Annotated in this window: 13 protein-coding genes; 4 read left to right on the top strand and 9 right to left on the bottom strand. The window is 70.7% G+C overall.

The annotated features are described in order from the left end of the window. Positions 1-12: 12 nt before the first annotated feature. From VT85_RS24430 to VT85_RS24415, 5 genes are all read right to left on the bottom strand, one after another. Positions 13-651, bottom strand: a complete 639-nt coding sequence (locus VT85_RS24430; protein ID WP_068420776.1) for a Uma2 family endonuclease — start codon at positions 649-651, stop codon at positions 13-15. 32 nt (positions 652-683) lie between these two features. After that, positions 684-1,946 carry a DUF1501 domain-containing protein gene (locus tag VT85_RS24425; protein WP_315850934.1) on the bottom strand — a complete coding sequence of 421 codons (1,263 nt, stop codon included), beginning with the start codon at positions 1,944-1,946 and terminating at the stop codon, positions 684-686. Then, complete coding sequence (locus tag VT85_RS29895; protein WP_156513074.1) at positions 1,943-2,158, bottom strand: hypothetical protein; 216 nt, start codon at positions 2,156-2,158, stop codon at positions 1,943-1,945. The genes VT85_RS24425 and VT85_RS29895 overlap by 4 nt, the downstream gene beginning before the upstream one ends. Positions 2,159-2,201: 43 nt before the next feature. Next, a complete protein-coding gene (locus tag VT85_RS24420) occupies positions 2,202-5,366 on the bottom strand; it encodes a PSD1 and planctomycete cytochrome C domain-containing protein (RefSeq protein WP_082858873.1) in 3,165 nt (1,054 codons plus the stop codon). A 92-nt stretch (positions 5,367-5,458) separates the two neighbouring features. Next, the gene (locus VT85_RS24415; protein ID WP_068420772.1) at positions 5,459-6,049 is read right to left on the bottom strand and encodes a hypothetical protein; all 591 of its coding nucleotides are present in this window, start codon (positions 6,047-6,049) and stop codon (positions 5,459-5,461) included. A gap of 456 nt (positions 6,050-6,505) precedes the next feature. Between VT85_RS24415 and VT85_RS24410 the strand changes: the two genes are divergently transcribed. Together VT85_RS24410 and VT85_RS24405 are read left to right on the top strand one after the other, a co-directional pair. After that, positions 6,506-8,860 carry a PSD1 and planctomycete cytochrome C domain-containing protein gene (locus VT85_RS24410; RefSeq protein WP_068420770.1) on the top strand — a complete coding sequence of 785 codons (2,355 nt, stop codon included), beginning with the start codon at positions 6,506-6,508 and terminating at the stop codon, positions 8,858-8,860. A 46-nt stretch (positions 8,861-8,906) separates the two neighbouring features. Then, positions 8,907-10,346: a DUF1501 domain-containing protein gene (locus VT85_RS24405; RefSeq protein ID WP_068422599.1), complete on the top strand. Its 1,440-nt coding sequence runs from the start codon at positions 8,907-8,909 to the stop codon at positions 10,344-10,346. 39 nt (positions 10,347-10,385) lie between these two features. On the opposite strand, the gene VT85_RS24400 is transcribed toward VT85_RS24405, so the two are convergent. Then, on the bottom strand, positions 10,386-11,561 hold the full coding sequence (locus VT85_RS24400) for a sialidase family protein (protein ID WP_068420767.1): 1,176 nt from the start codon (positions 11,559-11,561) through the stop codon (positions 10,386-10,388). An 898-nt stretch (positions 11,562-12,459) separates the two neighbouring features. Between VT85_RS24400 and VT85_RS28025 the strand changes: the two genes are divergently transcribed. Together VT85_RS28025 and VT85_RS28020 are read left to right on the top strand one after the other, a co-directional pair. Beyond that, a complete protein-coding gene (locus VT85_RS28025; RefSeq protein WP_197490989.1) occupies positions 12,460-13,536 on the top strand; it encodes a glycoside hydrolase N-terminal domain-containing protein in 1,077 nt (358 codons plus the stop codon). Beyond that, entirely contained in the window at positions 13,443-14,843 is a 1,401-nt protein-coding gene (locus VT85_RS28020) for a glycosyl hydrolase family 95 catalytic domain-containing protein (RefSeq protein WP_068420763.1), read from the top strand. The genes VT85_RS28025 and VT85_RS28020 overlap by 94 nt, the downstream gene beginning before the upstream one ends. Before the next feature lie 78 nt (positions 14,844-14,921). Here the strand turns inward: VT85_RS28020 and VT85_RS24385 are convergent, their stop codons facing one another. The 3 genes from VT85_RS24385 to VT85_RS24375 form a co-directional block, all read right to left on the bottom strand. Further along, the gene (locus VT85_RS24385) at positions 14,922-16,148 is read right to left on the bottom strand and encodes a TlpA disulfide reductase family protein (protein ID WP_068420762.1); all 1,227 of its coding nucleotides are present in this window, start codon (positions 16,146-16,148) and stop codon (positions 14,922-14,924) included. 156 nt (positions 16,149-16,304) lie between these two features. Beyond that, entirely contained in the window at positions 16,305-16,760 is a 456-nt protein-coding gene (locus VT85_RS24380; protein WP_068420759.1) for a TIGR03067 domain-containing protein, read from the bottom strand. Between the two features lie 21 nt (positions 16,761-16,781). After that, entirely contained in the window at positions 16,782-18,263 is a 1,482-nt protein-coding gene (locus VT85_RS24375) for a DUF1501 domain-containing protein (protein ID WP_068420757.1), read from the bottom strand. Between the last annotated feature and the right edge of the window lie 98 nt (positions 18,264-18,361).

Here is an 18,361-nt window from a genome sequence, read left to right as displayed (position 1 = left end):
TTCGTTCGAAGCTCAGTCGAAGAGGACGCCCTTGAGGTCGAGCGTGAGGCCGGGGAGGACCTCCTCGCCGGAGAGGGCGGCGGGCTTGGCGAGGGTCTCGGGGTCGCGGCCGGGGCGGTAAATCTCGACGGCCTGCGTCTCGGGGTCGATGAGCCAGCCGAGCCGGACGCCGTGGGCGAGGTAGGCGGCCATCTTGGCGCGGAGGAGGTCGATCGAGTCGCTGGGGGAGCGAAGCTCGACGACGAAGTCGGGGACGATGTGCGCGAACCGGCGGCGGTCGTCGGCCGGGACCCGCTCCCAGCGCTCGCGGGCGATCCAGGAGACGTCGGGCGAGCGGACCGAGCCGTCGGGCATCGTGAACCCCGCCGACGAGTCGAAGACCATCCCGAGCCCGGCGGCCTCGTTCCAGAGCCACAGCCGGGCCCCCAGCGTCATATTGCGGCCGCCGCCTTCGGACGATGCGGGGGTCATGGCGAGGAGGGCTCCGTCGGCGTCGCGTTCGAGGCGGAGGTCGCGGTTGGCGGCGCAGAGCGCGGCGAAGCCGTCGGCGTCGACCTTGAGGCGGACGTCGGCCGGGACCGCAAGCAAGGTCGCCGCGTCGGCGGCGGCCCCCGCGCCGGGGGGCCGCCGATCGAGGATCGAGGTCGCCATCGTCGTCGCCCTCCGCCCGCTCCGGGCTCGGCTCAGGCCAGGATGGCCTGGACCGGGTTCTGTTCGAGGACGCCGGTCAGGCGCATGTCGAGGCCCTGGGACTTGAAGGTCAGGCGGCGGTGGTCGATGCCCATGCAGTGGAGGATCGTGGCGTTCATGTCGTGGATGTGGACCGGGTTCTCGACGACGTTGTAGCTGAAGTCGTCGGTCTCGCCGTGGACCACGCCCTTCTTGACGCCGCCGCCGGCCATCCAGACGGGGAAGCACTTGGGATGATGGTCGCGGCCGTAGTTCTCGCGGGAGAGGGGGCCCTGGCAGTAGACCGTCCGGCCGAACTCGCCGCCCCAGATGACCAGGGTGTCGTCGAGCAGGCCGCGGGCCTTGAGGTCGGTGATCAGCGCGTAGGTCGCCTGGTCGACGTCCTTGCACTGGCCGGGGAGGTCGTGGGCGAGGTTGCCGTGCTGGTCCCAGCCCCGGTGGAAGATCTGCACGAATCGGACGTCGCGCTCGGCCAGCCGGCGGGCGAGCAGGGCGCATCGGGCGAAGGTGCCGGGCTTGTGGACCTCGGGGCCGTACATGTCCAGGATGTGCTTGGGCTCGTTGGAGATGTCGGCCATGTCGGGGACGCTGGACTGCATCCGGAAGGCCATCTCGTACTGGGCGATCCGGGCCTGGGTCTCGGGATCGGCGAAGGTCTCGTATTCCTTCTGGTTCAGGCGGTTGATGGCGTCCAGCGAGCGGCGGCGGACGCTCGCGTCGACGCCGCCGGGGTTCGACAGGAAGAGGACCGGGTCCCCCGCCGCCCGCAGGGCGACCCCCTGGTACTTGCTGGGGAGGAACCCCGCGCTCCAGAGGCGGTTGTAGATCGCCTGGGGCGACGCCTTGCTGAACCACGACGGCGTCATCACGACGAACGACGGCAGGTCCTGGTTGAGCGTCCCCAGGCCGTAGCTCAGCCAGGAGCCCAGGCTGGCGCGGCCGGGGAGCTGATTGCCGGTGCAAATGTAGGTGACGGCCGGGTCGTGGTTGATCGCCTCGGTCCAGGTCGTCTTGATCATGGCGATCTCGTCGACGATCTTGGCCGTCCAGGGGAGCAGCTCGCTCACCCACATGCCGGACTGGCCGTGCCGGGCGAACTTGTACCGCGAGGGCGCGATCGGGAACCGCGCCTGGCCGCTGGTCATCGTGGTGAGTCGCTGGCCCTGGCGGATGGATTCGGGCAGGTCCTTGTCGAACTGCTCGTCCATCTTCGGCTTGTAGTCGAAGAGGTCGATCTGCGACGGGCCGCCGTTCATGTGCAGGTAGATCGCCCGCTTGGCCTTGGGGGCGAAGTGGGGGAGGCCGGGGAGGCCGCCGACGGCGACCCCCGGCGCGGCCCGGCCGGGCCGGCGATCCCCTCGCGGGCGAGCAGGTCGGCCAGGGCGGCGGCGCCGAAGCTCAGGGCCCCGGCGCGGCCGAAGAAGCTCCGGCGGGTCTGGACGGCGGCGCGTTCGCGGATCGGGTCCATCGGGGGATTCTCCTCGGGGCCGGGCGTCTCGGGTCGGTCCGGGTCAGCCCCGGGTGATGACTTCGTCCAGGTTCAGGATGATGTTGCCGATCATGGTCCAGGGGGCCAGGTCGACCGGGGCGAGGGCCGGGTCGGGCCGGGTCGCGCCCCCTTCGATCAGGGCCCTGGCGTCGTCGGGCCTGTCGGCGTAGTGGGCCGAGAAGTCCTTCAACGCCGCCGAGAGCTCGGCGAGGTCGGCGGGGTCGGGCGTGCGGGCGGTCGCCACCCGGAACATGAACGCCAGCCGCTCCTCGGTCGTCGAGCCCCCCTCGCGCAGGGCCCGCTCGGCCAGGGCCCGGGAGGCCTCCACGTACTGGGGCTCGTTGAGCAGCAGGAGCGCCTGGAGCGGGGTGTTGGTGCGCTCGCGGCGGACCTGGCACGACTCGCGGGAGGGGGCGTCGAAAGTGGACATCTGCGGTGGCGGGGCGGTCCGCTTCCAGAAGGTGTAGAGGCTCCGGCGGTGGACCTTGTCGACCCCCTCGTCGGCCTTGAAGATCCCGGTGTCGCTGCCCACGTAGGCGACGGCCTCCCACAGCCCCGACGGCTGGGGGGGCTTGACGCTCGGCCCGCCCATCTTCTCGACGAGGACGCCGGCGGTGAAGAACGCCTGGTCGCGGAGGGTCTCCGCGTCCAGTCGGAACCGAGGGCCCCGGGCCAGGAGGCGGTTGTCGGGGTCCCTGGCGAGCCCCTCCGGCGTCGCCTTCGAGGTCTGGCGATAGGCGGCCGTGGTCGCCAGCCGCTTCATCAGCCGCTTGACGTCCCAGCCTTCCTCGCGGAACGTCACCGACAGCCAGTCCAGCAGCTCGGGATGGCTGGGGGGCTCGCCCTGGGCGCCGAAGTCCTCGGACGTCTTCACCAGGCCGGTCCCGAAGAGCTGCTGCCAGAACCGGTTGACCGCCACGCGGGCCGTCAGCGGATGCTCCGGCGCGACGAGCCAGCGGGCCAGGCCCAGGCGGTCGGCCGACGCGTCCGAGGGGAGGGGGGGGAGGAACGCGGGGACGATCCGCCCGACCTGGTCCTTGGGCTGGTCGTACTCGCCCCGGTTGAGGACGAACGCCGGCTTGGGGTCCCCCGGGCGCTCGCGGAAGATCAGGGTCGTGGAGACGGCGTCGTCGATCGCCTTCTTCTCGGCCTCGGCCCTGGCGATCTCGTCGCGGATCGGCTGGACGACCTTCCTCGCCTCGGCCCATCCGTCGGCCAGGAACAGGTCCAGGAGCTGCTTGCGCTCGGCCTCGGTCCGCTGGGCGCGGGGCTTCTTGACGATCGCCTTGACCGGATCGGCCAGGCCGGCGCCGTCGTCGGCCAGCCGGGCGCGGACCCAGGCGGTGAGGTTGTCGTAGCTCTGGCCTTCCTGGGGCGTCGTGGTGCGGAGGCCGGACTCGTCGAAGTAGGCGACGCCGTCGAACAGGGTGAACGCCCAGCCTTCGATCACGGCGCCGGGGGCGATCTCGAGCTTCGCCGCGGGGATCTCCAGGCGGGCCCATTCGCCGTCGGCGGGGAGGTCGCCGAGGCGCAGGCGTTCGGTCGTGGCGTCCTTGCCCCAGTCGATCAGGTTCTCGCCCCAGAAGGCCCGCTTGGCCCACTGGCCGCCGATCTTCCACTGGAGCATGACCTCGCGCGGCGGGTTCTTGGGGTCGAGGAAGACGTGGGCGTAGAACGCGTCCCCCTTGCCGACCTTGAGCTTGGGCCCGGCGGCCTCGACCACCTTCTGGGTCAGGCCCGCGGCCTCGATCCGGAGCGCGGCGCGACCGGCCTTGACGGGGTGGTCGGGCGCGGCGGCGAACTCGCCGGTCCCGGAGGCGGCGGCCCCGGGCGGGAACTCGTCGTCGATCCAGGTGTAGTCGCCCCGGACGACGACCTCGGACAGCCCGTCATCGAGCTTCGGGTCGTACGAGGCGGCGAACCGGGCGGACTCGGCGTCGGCCTTCGCCTTCAGCTCGGCGATCCGCGCGTCGGCCTTCGCCAGAGCCTCGACCTGCTGGGGCGTGGGGGTCTTCAGGAACGGCTCCCAGCGCGACTTGTTGCCGTCCATCGCCGGGCCGTCGATGTTGTTGAAGAAGGCGAAGAACTGGTAGTACTCTTTCTGCGTGATCGGGTCGTACTTGTGGTCGTGGCAGCGGGCGCAGGCGACGGTCAGGCCGAGGAAGACCGAGCCGTTGGTGTCCACCTGGTCGGAGACGTTGCGGGTGTAGACCTCCTGGTCGATCGAGCCCCCCTCGGCCGTCGAGACGTGGCAGCGGTTGAAGCCGGTGGCGACGAGCTGGTCGGGCGTGGGGTTCGGCAGCAGGTCGCCGGCGAGTTGCTCGACGATGAAGGCGTCGAACGGCTTGTCGTCGTTGAACGCCTTCACGACCCAGTCGCGGTAGGGCCACATCTCGCGGAAGTTGTCGAGGTGGAGGCCGTGGGTGTCGCCGTATCGGGCGGCGTCGAGCCAGTATCGGGCCATGTGCTCGCCGTATCGGGGCGATTCCAGCAGGCGGTCGACGGCCTTCTCATAGGCGGCGTCGAGCCCGGTCGCGGCGACCGCGGCGAGGAAGCCGTCGACCTCCCCGGGGGTGGGGGGGAGGCCGGTCAGGTCGAGCGAGGCCCGGCGCAGGAGGGTGGTCGGGTCGGCGGGGGCGGAGGGCTTGAGCCCCGCGGCCTCGATCCGGGCGAGGAGGAAGGAGTCGATCGGGTCCCGCGCCCAGGTCGCGTCGGCCGTTTTGGGGGCCTCGGCCTTGATCGGCGGCTCGAACGCCCAGTGGCCGCTCCAGGAGGCCCCCTCGGCGACCCACCGCTTGAGGACGTCCACCTGCTCGGGCGTCAGCGACTTGCCCGAGTCCTTCGGCGGCATCAGCATGTCTTCGTCGTCGGTCTCGATCCGGAAGACCAGGCCGCTGTTCTCGAGATCCCCCGGCACGACGGCGGCGTCGCCCGATTCGAGCTTGCCGAACGCCCCCTCGTGGGTGTCGAGCCGCAGGCCGGCCTTGCGTTCCTTCTCGTCGAAGCCGTGGCAGGCGAAGCAGGCGTCGGAGAGGATCGGCCGGACCTCGCGGGCGAAGTCCACCCGGGACTTGCCGTCGGCGGGCGAGGCGTCGGACGGGCCTTCGGCGGCTTCGGCCCGGGAGCCGAGCGTCGCCGCCGCGATCAGGGCCGACGCGGCGAGGAGTCGCATACCAACAGCCGACATGGGGGGCGTCCTCCGTGGGGCGCGGGAACGCCCGGCCTCGGGGTCGTCGCCTCGGCCGGGCTTCGCATCGCGATGTTTAACACCCCTCTAACCTACCATCGCGACGCCGGGCCGCGAAAGCCGATTTCCGGTGCGCCCCCCTCAGGCCGAGGCCCGGCGTCGGGCCCGACGCCCCCCAGGGCCAGCGCCGACGCGACCCCGGTCGCGGCCATCACCAGCGACGACGGCTCCGGCACGGCCCCCGTCGACGCGACGACCGAGCCCGAGGACGTGGTCCGGCTCCCCGCGGCGGCCTGCCACTCGTAGCCGCCGGTCGAGAGCGCCGTCGCCCCCGTGGCCGAGAGGGGCGTCGCGAAGATCAGCCGGAGCTGGGCCGCCCCCTGGGTGAGCTGGAAATAGCTCGCCAGGTTGTTGGTGTAGAACGCGGAGTTCGCCAGCGTGTAGGTCGTCGGCGCGTAGGTGAATCCGTTGACGATCGCCCCCGAGGCCGTGACGTCGGCCGCGAGCAGGGTGGCCAGGTCGTCGCTCAGGGTGAACGTCCCCGTCAGCGTCCCGGCCGGCAAGACGTTCCCCACCACCAGGTTCGCATCGGTCAGGGTGTAAACCACGTCCGCCGACGAGCGCGAGGCGGGGGCGGCGGCGAGCAGGCAGGCCAGGGCCGAGATTCGGAGGAAACGACGCATCGATGCTCCTTCGGAGACGGCACGGGGAAGGCGGCCCGGGACCATCCCTCGCCGTTTCCCCCCTCTGCCTCCTTTCTACGTCGATGCAGCCATGCGGGGCCGCGAGCGGATCCGGCAAGCCTCGCCGCGAGGCGGATTGGAGTCGCCGCTCGCTCCGCGTTGCATTCGGGAAACGCCGCGTCGTCGATCCGCCACGACCCGGGACGAGCCGGATTCCGTCGATCCAGGGGGGGCCGAGAGGGCGTCGAGATCGAGGACGAACGGAGGCTGGAGGCGTCTCCCCCTGGTTTCGGGGCTTGAACCCGGGGGATCGGACGTGCCACAATGGCCAAAGTCGGCGGCGGTTTCTCGTGGACCTTCGCGATCCGCCGCGCCCGCCCGACCGCCTGGCCCCTTTCGGTTTGGTCGGCCGCCCCCTCCCCTGAGGGATCGGCCCGAGACGGGAGTCGAATTCCGATGTACCGATTCGCGACGTATTTCGGATCGGCCTGGATCGCGGTCGCGGCGCTCGCGGCGACGGACGCGGCCGGGGCCGGCGACGATCGGGTCGACTACAACCGGGACGTCCGACCCCTCCTCTCGAAGAACTGCTTCGCCTGCCACGGCGCCGACGAGTCCACGCGCGCCGCCGAGCTGCGACTGGACCTCCGCGACGAGGCCGTCAAGGCCACCGAGGAGCGCGACGCGGCGATCGTCCCCGACGACCCCGAGTCGAGCGTCGTCATGGAGCGGATCCTCGACGAGGACGACACCCTCCGCATGCCCCCGCGCAAGGCGGGCCCGAGGCTCTCGGAGGCCGAGGTCGAGACCCTCCGCAAGTGGATCGCCCAGGGGGCCGAATACGCCGAGCACTGGGCGCTCGTCCCCCCCAAGGCCCCGCCGACCCCCGCCGTCTCCGACCCCTCCTGGCCCCGGTCCGCGCTCGACGCGTTCATCCTGGCGAGGCTCGACCGCGAGGGGCTGAAGCCCTCGCCGCAGGCCGATCGGGCCACGCTGCTGCGGCGAGTCAGCCTGGACCTTCGCGGCCTGCCGCCGACGCTCGACGAGGTCCGCGCGTTCGCCGAGGACCCCGCGCCCGACGCCTACGAGCGGGCCGTCGAACGCTACCTCGCCGACCCGGCCTTCGGCGAGCGCTGGGCGCGACCCTGGCTGGACCTGGCCCGCTACGCCGACTCGGCCGGATACGGCTCCGACCCGCTCCGCACGATCTGGGGATACCGCGACTGGCTCATCGACGCCCTCAACCGCAACCTCCCCTACGACCAGTTCACCGTCGACCAGATCGCCGGCGACCTCCTCCCCGGCGCGACCGATCGCCAGCGGGCCGCGACCGCCTTCCACCGCAATACGATGACCAACACCGAGGGGGGGACCGACGACGAGGAGTTCCGCATCGCCGCGATCAAGGACCGCGTGGACGTGACCTTCCAGGCCTGGATGGGCCTGACCATGGGCTGCGCCAAGTGCCATTCGCACAAGTACGATCCGATCTCGCATGAGGAGTACTACGGCGCCTTCGCGATCTTCAACCAGACGGCCGACGCCGACCTCCCGGACGAATCGCCCGTCATGCCCTGGATCACCGCCGACGAGGTCGAGCGGCTCCGCGGCGTCGACGCCCGCCTCGCCGAGCTGAAAGGCCGGCTCGACGCGATCGTCGGCCCCCCCGCCCCGACGCTCCGCGACGAGATCGCCAGGGAGGAGAAGTCCCGCGCCGCCGTGCCGACGCTGCCGATCATGGCCGAACTCCCCCCGGAAAAGCATCGGGTGACGCACGTTCTCCTGAAGGGCAATTTCCTCGACCCCGGTCCCGAGGTTCCCCCGATCTTGCCGAAGGCCCTCCACCCCGCCCCCGAAGGCGCGCCCATCAATCGGCTGACGCTGGCCCGCTGGCTCGTCGACCGCGACAACCCGCTGACGGCTCGCGTGGCGGCGAACCGCGCCTGGGGCCTCCTGTTCGGCGCGGGGATCGTCGAGACCGAGGAGGACTTCGGCACCCAGGGCGAGCTGCCGAGCCACCCCGAGCTGCTCGACCGCCTGGCCGTCGACTTCATGGATTCGGGCTGGGACGTGAAGGGCCTGATCCGCCGCCTGGTGACGTCGGCGACCTACCGCCAGGCGTCGAAGGCGACGCCCGAGATGATCGAGAAGGACCCCAAGAACCGCCTGCTCGCCCGCGCCCCTCGGGTCCGGCTGGACGCCGAGTCGGTGCGCGACCAGGCGCTGGCGTTCGCCGGCCTGCTCGGCCGCAAGGTCGGCGGCCCGAGCGTCTTCCCGGTGCAGCCCGACGGCCTCTGGCAGGCCGCGTTCAACGGCCAGCGGACCTGGACCACGAGCCCGGGCGTCGACCGCTATCGTCGCGGCCTCTACACCTTCTGGCGGCGGACCGTCCCTTACCCCTCGATGGCCGCGTTCGACGCCCCCAGCCGCGAGGTCTGCGCCGTCCGGCGGGTCAGCACCAACACGCCGCTCCAGGCCCTGGTGACGCTCAACGACCCGGTGTACATCGAGGCGGCGCAGGGGCTGGCCCGGCGGATCGTCCGCGAAGGGGGAAGCTCGCCCGAGGAACGGTCGCGGTACGGGCTGGAAGTCTGCCTCGGCCGCCCGGCCCGCGACGACCAGGTGGCGCAGCTCGTCGCCCTGCACGCGGCGCAGCTCGACCGCTACCGCCGCGACCCGGCCGCCGCCGCGGCCCTGGCGACCGACCCCCTCGGCCCCTTGCCGGAAGGGCTCGATCCGGCCGACCTCGCCGCGTGGACGGCCGTCGCCAACGTGTTGCTGAACCTCGACGCCGTGCTGACCAGGGGGTGACGCCGTGGGACTCGACGCGAACCTCGACCTCAACCAGATCCTCCGCATGCGGCTCGCCCGCGCGGAGACCCGGCGCCAGTTCCTCAGGCGGTCCCAGACCGGCCTGGGGGCGATCGCCCTGGCCTCGCTGATGGGCCGCGACGGCTTCGGGGCCGGGCTCTCGGACGCCGACGCCTCCAACGCGGTCCCGAAGCGCCCGGCCAAGGCCAAGAGCGTCATCTATCTGCACATGTCGGGAGGCCCCCCCCAGCAAGACCTCTTCGACTACAAGCCGCTCCTGAACAAGCACCACATGGAGCCCTGCCCGGAGGAGCTGCTCAAGGGCCAGCGGTTCGCCTTCATCAAGGGGCGGCCGAAGATGCTGGGCACCCCCTACAAGTTCGCCAGGCGGGGCGAGAGCGGCCAGTGGATGAGCGAGCTGCTGCCGCACACCGCCGGCGTGATCGACGAGGCGGCCGTCGTCCGCTCCATGGTCACCACCGAGTTCAACCACGCCCCGGCCGAACTCTTCATGTTCACCGGCTCCCCGCGCAACGGCGGCGCGGCGATGGGCTCCTGGATCACCTACGGGCTGGGGACGGAGAACGAGGACCTCCCCGGCTTCGTGGTCATGATCAGCGGCGGGACCGACCCCACCGGCGGCAAGGCCCTCTGGAGCACCGGCTTCCTCCCCAGCGTCTTCCAGGGCGTGCAGTGCCGCACCGTGGGCGACCCGGTCCTGTACGTCGGCGACCCCAACGGGATGACCCGCGAGGACCGCCGCCGCACGCTCGACGCCATCAACCACCTGAACGAGATCGAGGCCCGCGAGCACGGCGATCCCGAGACCCTCACCCGGATCAGCCAGTACGAGCTGGCCTTCCGCATGCAGGCCTCGGTCCCCGACGTGATGGACGTCGGCCGCGAGCCCGATTCGATCCGCGAGGAGTACGGCGCCGAGCCGGGCGCGGCCTCGTTCGCCAACAACTGCCTCCTCGCCCGCCGCCTCGTCGAGCGCGGCGTCCGCTACGTCCAGCTCTTCGACTGGGGCTGGGACTGCCACGGCACCGGCGCCGGCGACGACATCGTCCATCAACTCCCCAAGAAGTGCAAGGACGTCGATAAGCCGATCGCCGCCCTGATCCGCGACCTCAAGCGCCGGGGCATGCTCGACGAGACGATCGTCGTCTGGGGGGGCGAGTTCGGCCGGACCTCGATGAACGAGGCCCGGGGCGGCTCGACGTTCCTGGGCCGCGACCACCACCCCCACTGCTTCACCCTCTGGGCCGCCGGCGGCGGGATCAAGCCCGGCGCGACCGTCGGCGCGACCGACGAGCTGGGCTCCTCGATCGTCGAGGATCCGGTCCCCGTCCACGACCTCCAGGCGACGATCCTCCACCTCCTCGGCCTGGACCCGTTCACCTTCCGCTACCCCTTCCAGGGCCTCCAGCAGCGGCTCATCGGCGTCGAGGAAGGCGTCAGGATCCGCAAGGACCTGCTGGCGTGAAGACCTGAACCGACGACGAAACACCCCGGCGGCCCGCGCTCACCTCGCGGGCTTCCCGGTCGCCTGATCCACGACGACGCGGAACCGCGCCTCGCGCGACGCCGCGCGGCCGGCGGCCACGTCGTCTTCGGTGAAGACGGACATCAGGATCTGTTTATCGCGCGTCCGGTTGTAGTCGTGGATCAGGTGGATCCGTCCGTCCGGGGCCTGCACGCCGTCCGGGTAGGAGACGCCCGGCCGCTCGTCGATCATCAGGCCGCCGGTCCAGGATCGGCCGTCGTCGTCGGAGAGCCGGGCGGTCAGGTGCGATCGGCTCTTGCCGTCGGGCGGTTCGTGGGCGACGAGGAGGAGCCGTCCGGAGCGGAGCCGGCGGATGAAGAACCGGGAGTCGACGTGGCGGAGGCCGGACCGCTTCCCCTCGCTCCAGGTCGCGCCGCCGTCGGTCGACGTGCTCTCGCCGATGCCGAACGCGGTGCGAGCCAGCAGCCAAAGCGAGCCGTCGCGGCGCTCGACGATCGAGTGCTCGTCGAACACGCGCTCCGGGACGATCGCCTTGCCGCGAGCCTGCCAGCTCGCGCCGCGATCGGTGGAGGCGACGACGTGGGCGCCGCTCCCCAAGCTCGACCCGCGCCGATGCGACGGGTCGGCGGTCGGCTCGCGCTCCCAGACCGCGACGGGGAGGAGCCACGCGCCGTCCGAGGCGACGGTCGGCTTGTTCATCATGATCCCGTCGCACAGGCGGCGGGGAGGGGACCAGCGGGGGGACTCGACGTCGGGCTCGTCGGTCGTGATCGCCCAGACGCCGGATCGCCCGTCCCACCACTGGTACGACTGCGCCCAGAAGAGCCAGAGCCGGCCGTCGGGATCGACCCAGAGGCAAGGGTCGTACGCGCGCACCGGCCCCGGGGGATCGACGACCAGTCTCGGCCCGGACCAGGACCGGCCGTCGTCGCCGCTCGTCGTCAGGAGCACGTAATTGGACTCCCCCTCGCCGTCGCCGCCGGCGTACCAGGTGGCCCAGAGCCGCCCGATCGGCGAGCGTTCGATGCCGGGGATGCCCTGGAAGGCGCGGGCGTCGGCCGCATATTCCGGCCCCGGCCGGTGATTCACGACGACCGGCCGCAGCGCCTCGTCGTCGGCCCGCCCGATCCCCGTCGCCGCGACGAGGCAAAGCCACGTCAGGGCCGTCGCCGCCTGGTTCTCAAAGCGTCCCATGCCTTCCCCTTCGCTCGCGCCTTCGCGTCGTCTCGCTCGGGGCCGTCGGTCGCCCCGGGTCCGAGGATAAGGGGACGGCGTCCGCCCGAGCAAGGACTTACCGAGGGATCCAAAAGGCGGCATGAAAGCGAATGCGAGATTCAGGATAGGTTGATGGGGGAATGCGAACGCGGCGCCGGGGGCCTGGGCCGCCCGACGCCGCGTCTTGAGGGTGGAGGATACGATCAGGCTCATCTACTCGAAGGGGACAAGACTCGGAAACCTCCTGCAAACGGAAGTGGGAGGACTCGAACGTGCTTATCTAACCTGAAGCGGACGAGATTCGGAAACCTCCTGAATGTGGACCTGATGTTACTTCTGACCCCACAGGACCGTGCGCAGTCGGATGCTTCCCGCCGAGTCGGCGTCGAACATGCCCTCTTGGAACCACCGCGTCCAGCCCCGTGTCCTTCTCGATTCCCGACGGACCCCGTAAATCTTGCGACGCTTCTTAGGGCTCATGGTCGCCTCCGAGGGGGGAAGATCAGAATTGGCTTGGCAGACAGGAACGATCGACTGATAGAGCAACCGGCGTACCACTCGCGCCCGGACCTCGAAAAACCGGAGCGTCGAGCGAGGTCGCCGAATGGATTGTAGGCCGATGCTCAGGATTACGTCGAGAAATCCGTGGGGAAAGCGACGTCGAGATGCCGAAAGGCCACGGCGCGGGCCCCGGTGGCGATCTCCGTCGGGCTGCGGTACGCTCGATTCCTTGGCAGATTCGCATCCAGACTGAGCAAAAATCGGCCAGCGGTCTCGCCCGTTTTTACAAAGCGCGAAAGGCCACCGAACCATGACGCCGAGGTCCATCCGGAGCGGGTCCCCCGGGGCCCGACCCATTCAAGCGTTCGCGTGGCTGTTGATCCTTCACTCGGCGCATGCGTGGGCCCAGTCGTCCGCCGCAGGGCCGCCGGATCGGTCGCTCCGGCTCTGGTACGACAGGCCCGCCGCCGCCTGGCTCGAGGCGCTGCCGCTGGGCGACGGCTCGCTCGGCGCGATGGTGTACGGCGGCGTCCCGTCGGAGCGCATCCAGCTCAACGACGCCACGCTCTGGTCGGGCGGCCCCAAGGATTGTGACAATCCCGAGGCCCTCAAGGCCCTTCCCGAGATCCGCCAGCTGATCCGCGAGGGTCGGTTCGCCGACGCGCATCAGCTCGGTACGAAGATGATGGGCCCGTACACCCAGACGTACCTGCCGATGGGCGACCTGACGCTGGACTTCGCAGGCCAGGGCGACCCGCGCGACTACCGTCGCTCGCTCGACCTGGATACGGCCGTCGCCTCGACGACCTACACGGCGAACGACGTCCATTTCACGCGTGAGGCGTTCGTGTCGCACGTCGACCGGGCCCTGGTCGTCCGGCTGGCGGCGAGCCGCCCCGGCGCGCTCACGTTCGCGGCGAAGCTCGGCAGTCGACTCCGGTTCCACATCCGCGCCGACGACGGCGCGCTCGTCCTCCGGGGCAAGGCGCCGGCGCACGTCGACCCGAACTACTACGATCGCCCGAATCCCGTGGTCTACGCCGACGACGAGGCGGGCGAGGGGATGAACTTCGAGGTCCGGCTCAAGGCCCTCTCCGACGGCGAGGTCGTCGTCGGCGACGACGGGCTCAAGGTGATCGGCGCGACGACCGCGACGTTAATCCTCACGGCCGGGACCAGCTACAACGGCTTCGACAGGTCTCCGGGCAAGGCGGGCGTCGACCCCGCCCCGATCGCCGCCGGCCGGCTCGCGAAGGCCGCCGCCAGGCCGTACGACGATCTCTTGCGCGATCATATCCAGGATCATCAGAGTCTCTTCCGTCGGGTCGCGATCGACCTGGGCCCGGCGGCGCCGGGGCCGTGGAGGTCCCGACCGACCGGCGGGTCGAGCGGTTCGGCGCGAAGGACCCCGGCCTGGTCGCCCTGCACTTCCAGTACGGCCGCTACCTCTTGATCGCGAGCGCCCGGCCGGGGGGCCAGCCGCCGAACCTGCAAGGGCTCTGGAACGACGAGGTCCGCGCCCCGTGGAGCAGCAACTACACGGTGAACATCAACACCGAGATGAACCACTGGCCGGCCGAGTCGACCAATCTCGCGGAGTGCCACGAGCCGCTGTTCGGCCTGATCCGCGAGCTGGCGGTCAACGGCGCGAGGACGGCGAAGGTCAACTACGGCTGCGGCGGCTGGGTCTCGCATCACAACGTCGACCTCTGGCGGCAGTCGGCCCCCGTGGGCGACTACGGCCACGGCGACGCGAGTTGGGCCCTCTGGCCCATGTCCGGCCCCTGGCTCTGCCAGCACCTCTGGGAGCATTACGCGTTCGGCGGCGACGAGGCGTTCCTGAGGGAATCGGCTTATCCGTTGATGAAAGGCGCGGCGGAGTTCTGCCTCGATTTCCTGGTGGACGACGGCGACGGCCGGCTCGTCACCTCGCCTTCCACGTCGCCCGAGAACTGGTTCCTCGCGCCCGACGGCCGACGATCCGCCGTGAGCGCGGCGGCCACGATGGACCTGATGCTGATCCACGACCTGTTCACGCACTGCATCGCCGCGACGAAGGTCCTGGGCGTCGACGCGCCGTTCCGCGAGCGGCTGGAGACGGCCCTGGCGAAGCTGCTCCCGCTCCAGATCGGACCCGACGGCCGCCTTCAGGAATGGTCGAAGCCCTTCGCCGAGACCGAGCCGCACCATCGCCATCTGTCGCACCTCTGGGGCCTGTATCCCGGAAACCAGATCACCCGCGCGACGCCCGACCTGCTCGAAGCCGCGAGGAAGTCGCTGATCGCGCGGAGCGACGAGGGGACGGGCTGGTCGACCGGCTGGAAGATCAGCCTGTGGGCCCGGCTGGGCGACGGCGACCACGCCTTCGCCCTCATCGAGCGGACCTTGCGGCTCGGCCCCGGGGGCGTCTATGCGAACCTCTTCGGCAGCCATCCGCCGTTCCAGATGGACGGCAACTTCGCCTTCCCCGCCGGCGTGGCCGAGATGCTCCTTCAGAGCCACGAGGCCGACGGCGAGATCCATCTCCTCCCCGCCTTGCCCACCGCCTGGCCGACCGGCTCCGTCGCCGGCCTTCGCGCCCGAGGCGGCTTCGACGTCGACCTCGCCTGGAAGGACGGCCGCCTCAGCTCGACGACGATCCGCTCCCGCCTCGGCCGCAAGGCGACCGTGCGCTACGGCGAGAAGGCGGTGGAGGTCGAGACGAAGCCGGGGGGCGAGACGACGATGAACCAGGACCTGAGCGTCCGATCCGATCCCTGAGGCTGCAACCCAGCGCCGTCTCCACGACTCGACCCTACCGGCCCTCGGGCGATGGTCGCGAATCGGAGCCCGCGAGTCTCACCGCGAGGTCCGCTTCGCGGCCTCATCGAGCTTGTCGGCCAGTTCGGTCCGTCCCCCTTTCATCAGATTCCCGGTCGGGTCGACCAGGACGGGGCCCATCGTCGCGACGCCGAAGTTCTCCATCGAGCGGTAGGAAGCGTCGAGGATGATCGGGAACGGCAGGACCTTGCCTCCCCAGGCGTGCTCGACGATGTTCGTCAACTTGTGATCGACCTCGGCCATGGAGGCTGGATCTCCCTCGCCCGCGACGCATACGGCCACGACCTCGAACCGATCGCGGTCGGCCCTCCGTTCTTCGTAGAACCTCGCGAGCGCGGGGAGATCGGTCCCCAGGCAGGGCGCGCATTCGAATCCCCAGAAGTAGATCAACAACCACTTGCCCCGGAAGTCCTGCACGCGGACTCCCTTCGGGACTCCTCGCGCGTCGGTCGCGCTCCATTCGGGGGCGGGCTTGCCGAACCGCCGTTCGACGTCGATCCAGGCCGAAGACTCCTGGTATCGGCGGAAGTCGGCCTCGGGCCGGGCCCGTTCCCGCGATAAGGCGAGCACGCCGAGATCCACCTCGGTCGCTCCCGGCGGGATGACGACCTCCCGGTCCGGATCGAGCCGCGCGTCGAGAGTCTCGTTGTATCCCTGAAGGACGTAGCGGCCCGGCGGCAATGACATCGCGAACTTCGATTTGAAGGAGCCGCAGCTCACGAGCCGGGTTGACGCCAGGGGACGCACGGGGTCCTCGGGGAAGTTGAGATAGACGTGAGTCCATGCCGCCTCGTCGCCCGCGCCGGGAACGCTCAGCGAGCCGCGGAGCACCGCCGTCGGGCCGATGCGAATCTCGACGGGCGCGGTCTCGCCCCCTTTGGGGAGCACGGCGCAGCCGCCTCGCTTTCGATCGCGGTCCATCGCCATCAAGACGTGACGCCGGCCCCCGGCCCGGATGGCAAATCGGCCGTCTGGGCCACTCTCGGCCTGGTCGGAATCACGGCCGGACGGTTCCATCCGCCCCAGGTTCCCCCAGAACTCCTGGACGTTCTCCGGGACGTTCAGGTCGAGCGGCCGGCCGTCCGGGCCCTTGCCCGAGCCATTGGCCCTCCAGAACCAACCGACCGCCGCCCCCGCCACGGGCTCGCCGCGCTCGTCGACCACCCGCCCTCGCACCATCGCCTCGTCGCCGAACGCGAGGCCCGCGAGCCCACAGATCGCCGACGCCAGCCCAAGGAATCGCATCGACCCATTCTGAATCAAGGACATGGAAACCCCCGATCGCGCCCCGGACCTTCGACCTCGCGTCGCGACGTTCTACAAGTGTAGTGAGGCGGGCCGGGTCCGTCCACGTCGGAGTCGGAGTTCGGCCTCGCGCACGCGTTGCGGAGGGGGGAGGGGTCAGGGCTTCGCGTCGGGCTTCTCGCGTTTGAAGACCATGAGGGTCCAGCGGTCGCCCGCGTCGGCGCGGAAGGCGGTGGGGCGGGGCTCGTCGGGGTCGGCGGTGCAGATAGTCAGCTCGTCGCCTTCGAGCTTGTAGAGGCCGCGCACGGTCTTGTCGCGTCCGGGGCCGCCGTCGGCGAGGACGTCGATCGTCCTGGGGTCGGCGGCCGGGTCGAGGATGATGGTGGAGCCGGAGAAGCTCTTGCCGTCGCGACGCCAGACGACGCGGTCGTCGTCGACCGTCCGGGTGATGGTGCGGACGATCGCCTCGGGCGTCTCCTTGCCGTCGCGACGGAAGGAGACGCCCCGCCAGACGCCCTGGTGCCTCGCCAGCTCGGCCGTGAGCCCGGGGGACGGCTCGGGTGCCTGCACAAGCAGGACGACGAGGCCCAGGGGGATGAGGCGGCTCCACATGGCGATGATCAGGGTCCTGACTCAACCGAAGAGGCGGGTGACGGCCTCGGCCTTGACCAGTTCGCGGGGCTGGTTCAGGTGGTTCATCACCATGGTGGCCGGGTCGATGCCGAAGGTGTGGTAGATGGTCGCCAGCAGCTCGCCGGGGTGGACGGGGTCGGTCAGCGGAGCCGAGCCGGTCTTGTCGGACGAGCCGTGGACGTGGCCGCGACGGATGCCGGCGCCGGCGAGGACGGCGGTGTAGCAGTACGGCCAGTGGTCGCGGCCGTCGGCGCTGTTACCGTTGCCGGAGGTGCTGACCCCCTTGCGCGGGCTGCGGCCGAACTCGCCGACGGCGACGACGAGGGTCTCGTCGAGCATTCCGCGGCGGTCCAGGTCGGTCAGCAGGCCGGAGAGCCCCTGGTCGAGCATCGGGCCCGACTGGTTCTTCATCCGCTCGGTCAGGCCGGTGTGGTGGTCCCACGAGTGGTTGTCGGAGTTGGCGACCTTGGGCCAGATCACCTCGACGACCTTGGCGCCGGCCTCGACCACGCGGCGGGCCAGCAGGCAGCTCTGGCCGAACGTGTTGCGGCCGTAGAGGTCGCGGGTGGCGTCGTCCTCGGCGGCGAGGTTGAACGCTTCGCGGGCGCGGCCCGACACGACCAGGCTCAGCGCGCGGTCGTAATACTCGTCGAGCTTGTAGTCGGCCGTGGCCTCGTCGACGGCCTTCATGCCGGCGGAGAGGGCGTCGCGGAGCTTGGCCCGGCGCTGGAGGCGGAGGGCGAAGACCTCGGGCCGGAGCTGGAGGTCCTCGACCTTGATCCGGTCCATCTTGGTCAGGTCCATGTCGTCGCCGTCGGGGAAGAGCGTGTAGGGGTCGAACGCCCGGCCGAGGAAGCCGGCAGTCCCCCCCTTGCCGACGACGTTGCTCTCCTGGAGCGGGCGGGGGAGCATCACGAACGGCAGCATCGGCACGGTCTGCGGCCGGAGCCGGACGATCTGCGAGCCGAAATTCGGGAAGTCCTTCGCGTTGGGTGGCTCGAGCTGGCCCGACGGGCTGACCTTGTCGGTGGTGTACCCGGTCATCATCTGGTAGATGGCCGCGGTGTGGTTGAACAAACCGTTGGGGGTGTAGCTCATCGACCGGACGAGCGTGAACTTGTCGGTGATCGCGGCCAGCTTGGGGAGGATCTCGGTGACGTCGATCCCCGGGACCTTGGTGGGGATGCGCTTGAACTCGCTGCGGACGTTGTCCGGGACGCCGTCCTTCGGGTCCCAGAGGTCCAGGTGGCTGGGGCCCCCCTGGAGGTAGACCATGATGATGCTCTTGGCGCGGCCCCACCCGGGCGCGGCCTTGCCCCCCGCGACGTCGCCGGCGCGGGCCGACGCGGCCTGGAGCTGGAGCATCGTGCCGAGGCCGACGCCCAGCAGCCCCGAACCCCCCACGCGCAGGATGTCGCGCCGGGTCGTCCCGAGCTGCGGGTCGCACAAGTCCTTGCCGGGCTGTCCGGGGACGATGATCATCGCGAGGGCTCCTGGTTTGGGGGTTCGCGCCGTTACGCCGTCTCGAGGGGCGAGAGCGGAGATCCGGCGGCGTCGGCTTGGCCGAAGGCTCGAATTCG

Origin of the sequence: Planctomyces sp. SH-PL62, from assembly GCF_001610895.1 — a bacterium.
GTDB lineage: Bacteria > Planctomycetota > Planctomycetia > Isosphaerales > Isosphaeraceae > Paludisphaera.
Note: the sequence above shows the minus strand (reverse complement) of the source record. Positions and strands in the feature narration are given on the sequence as shown.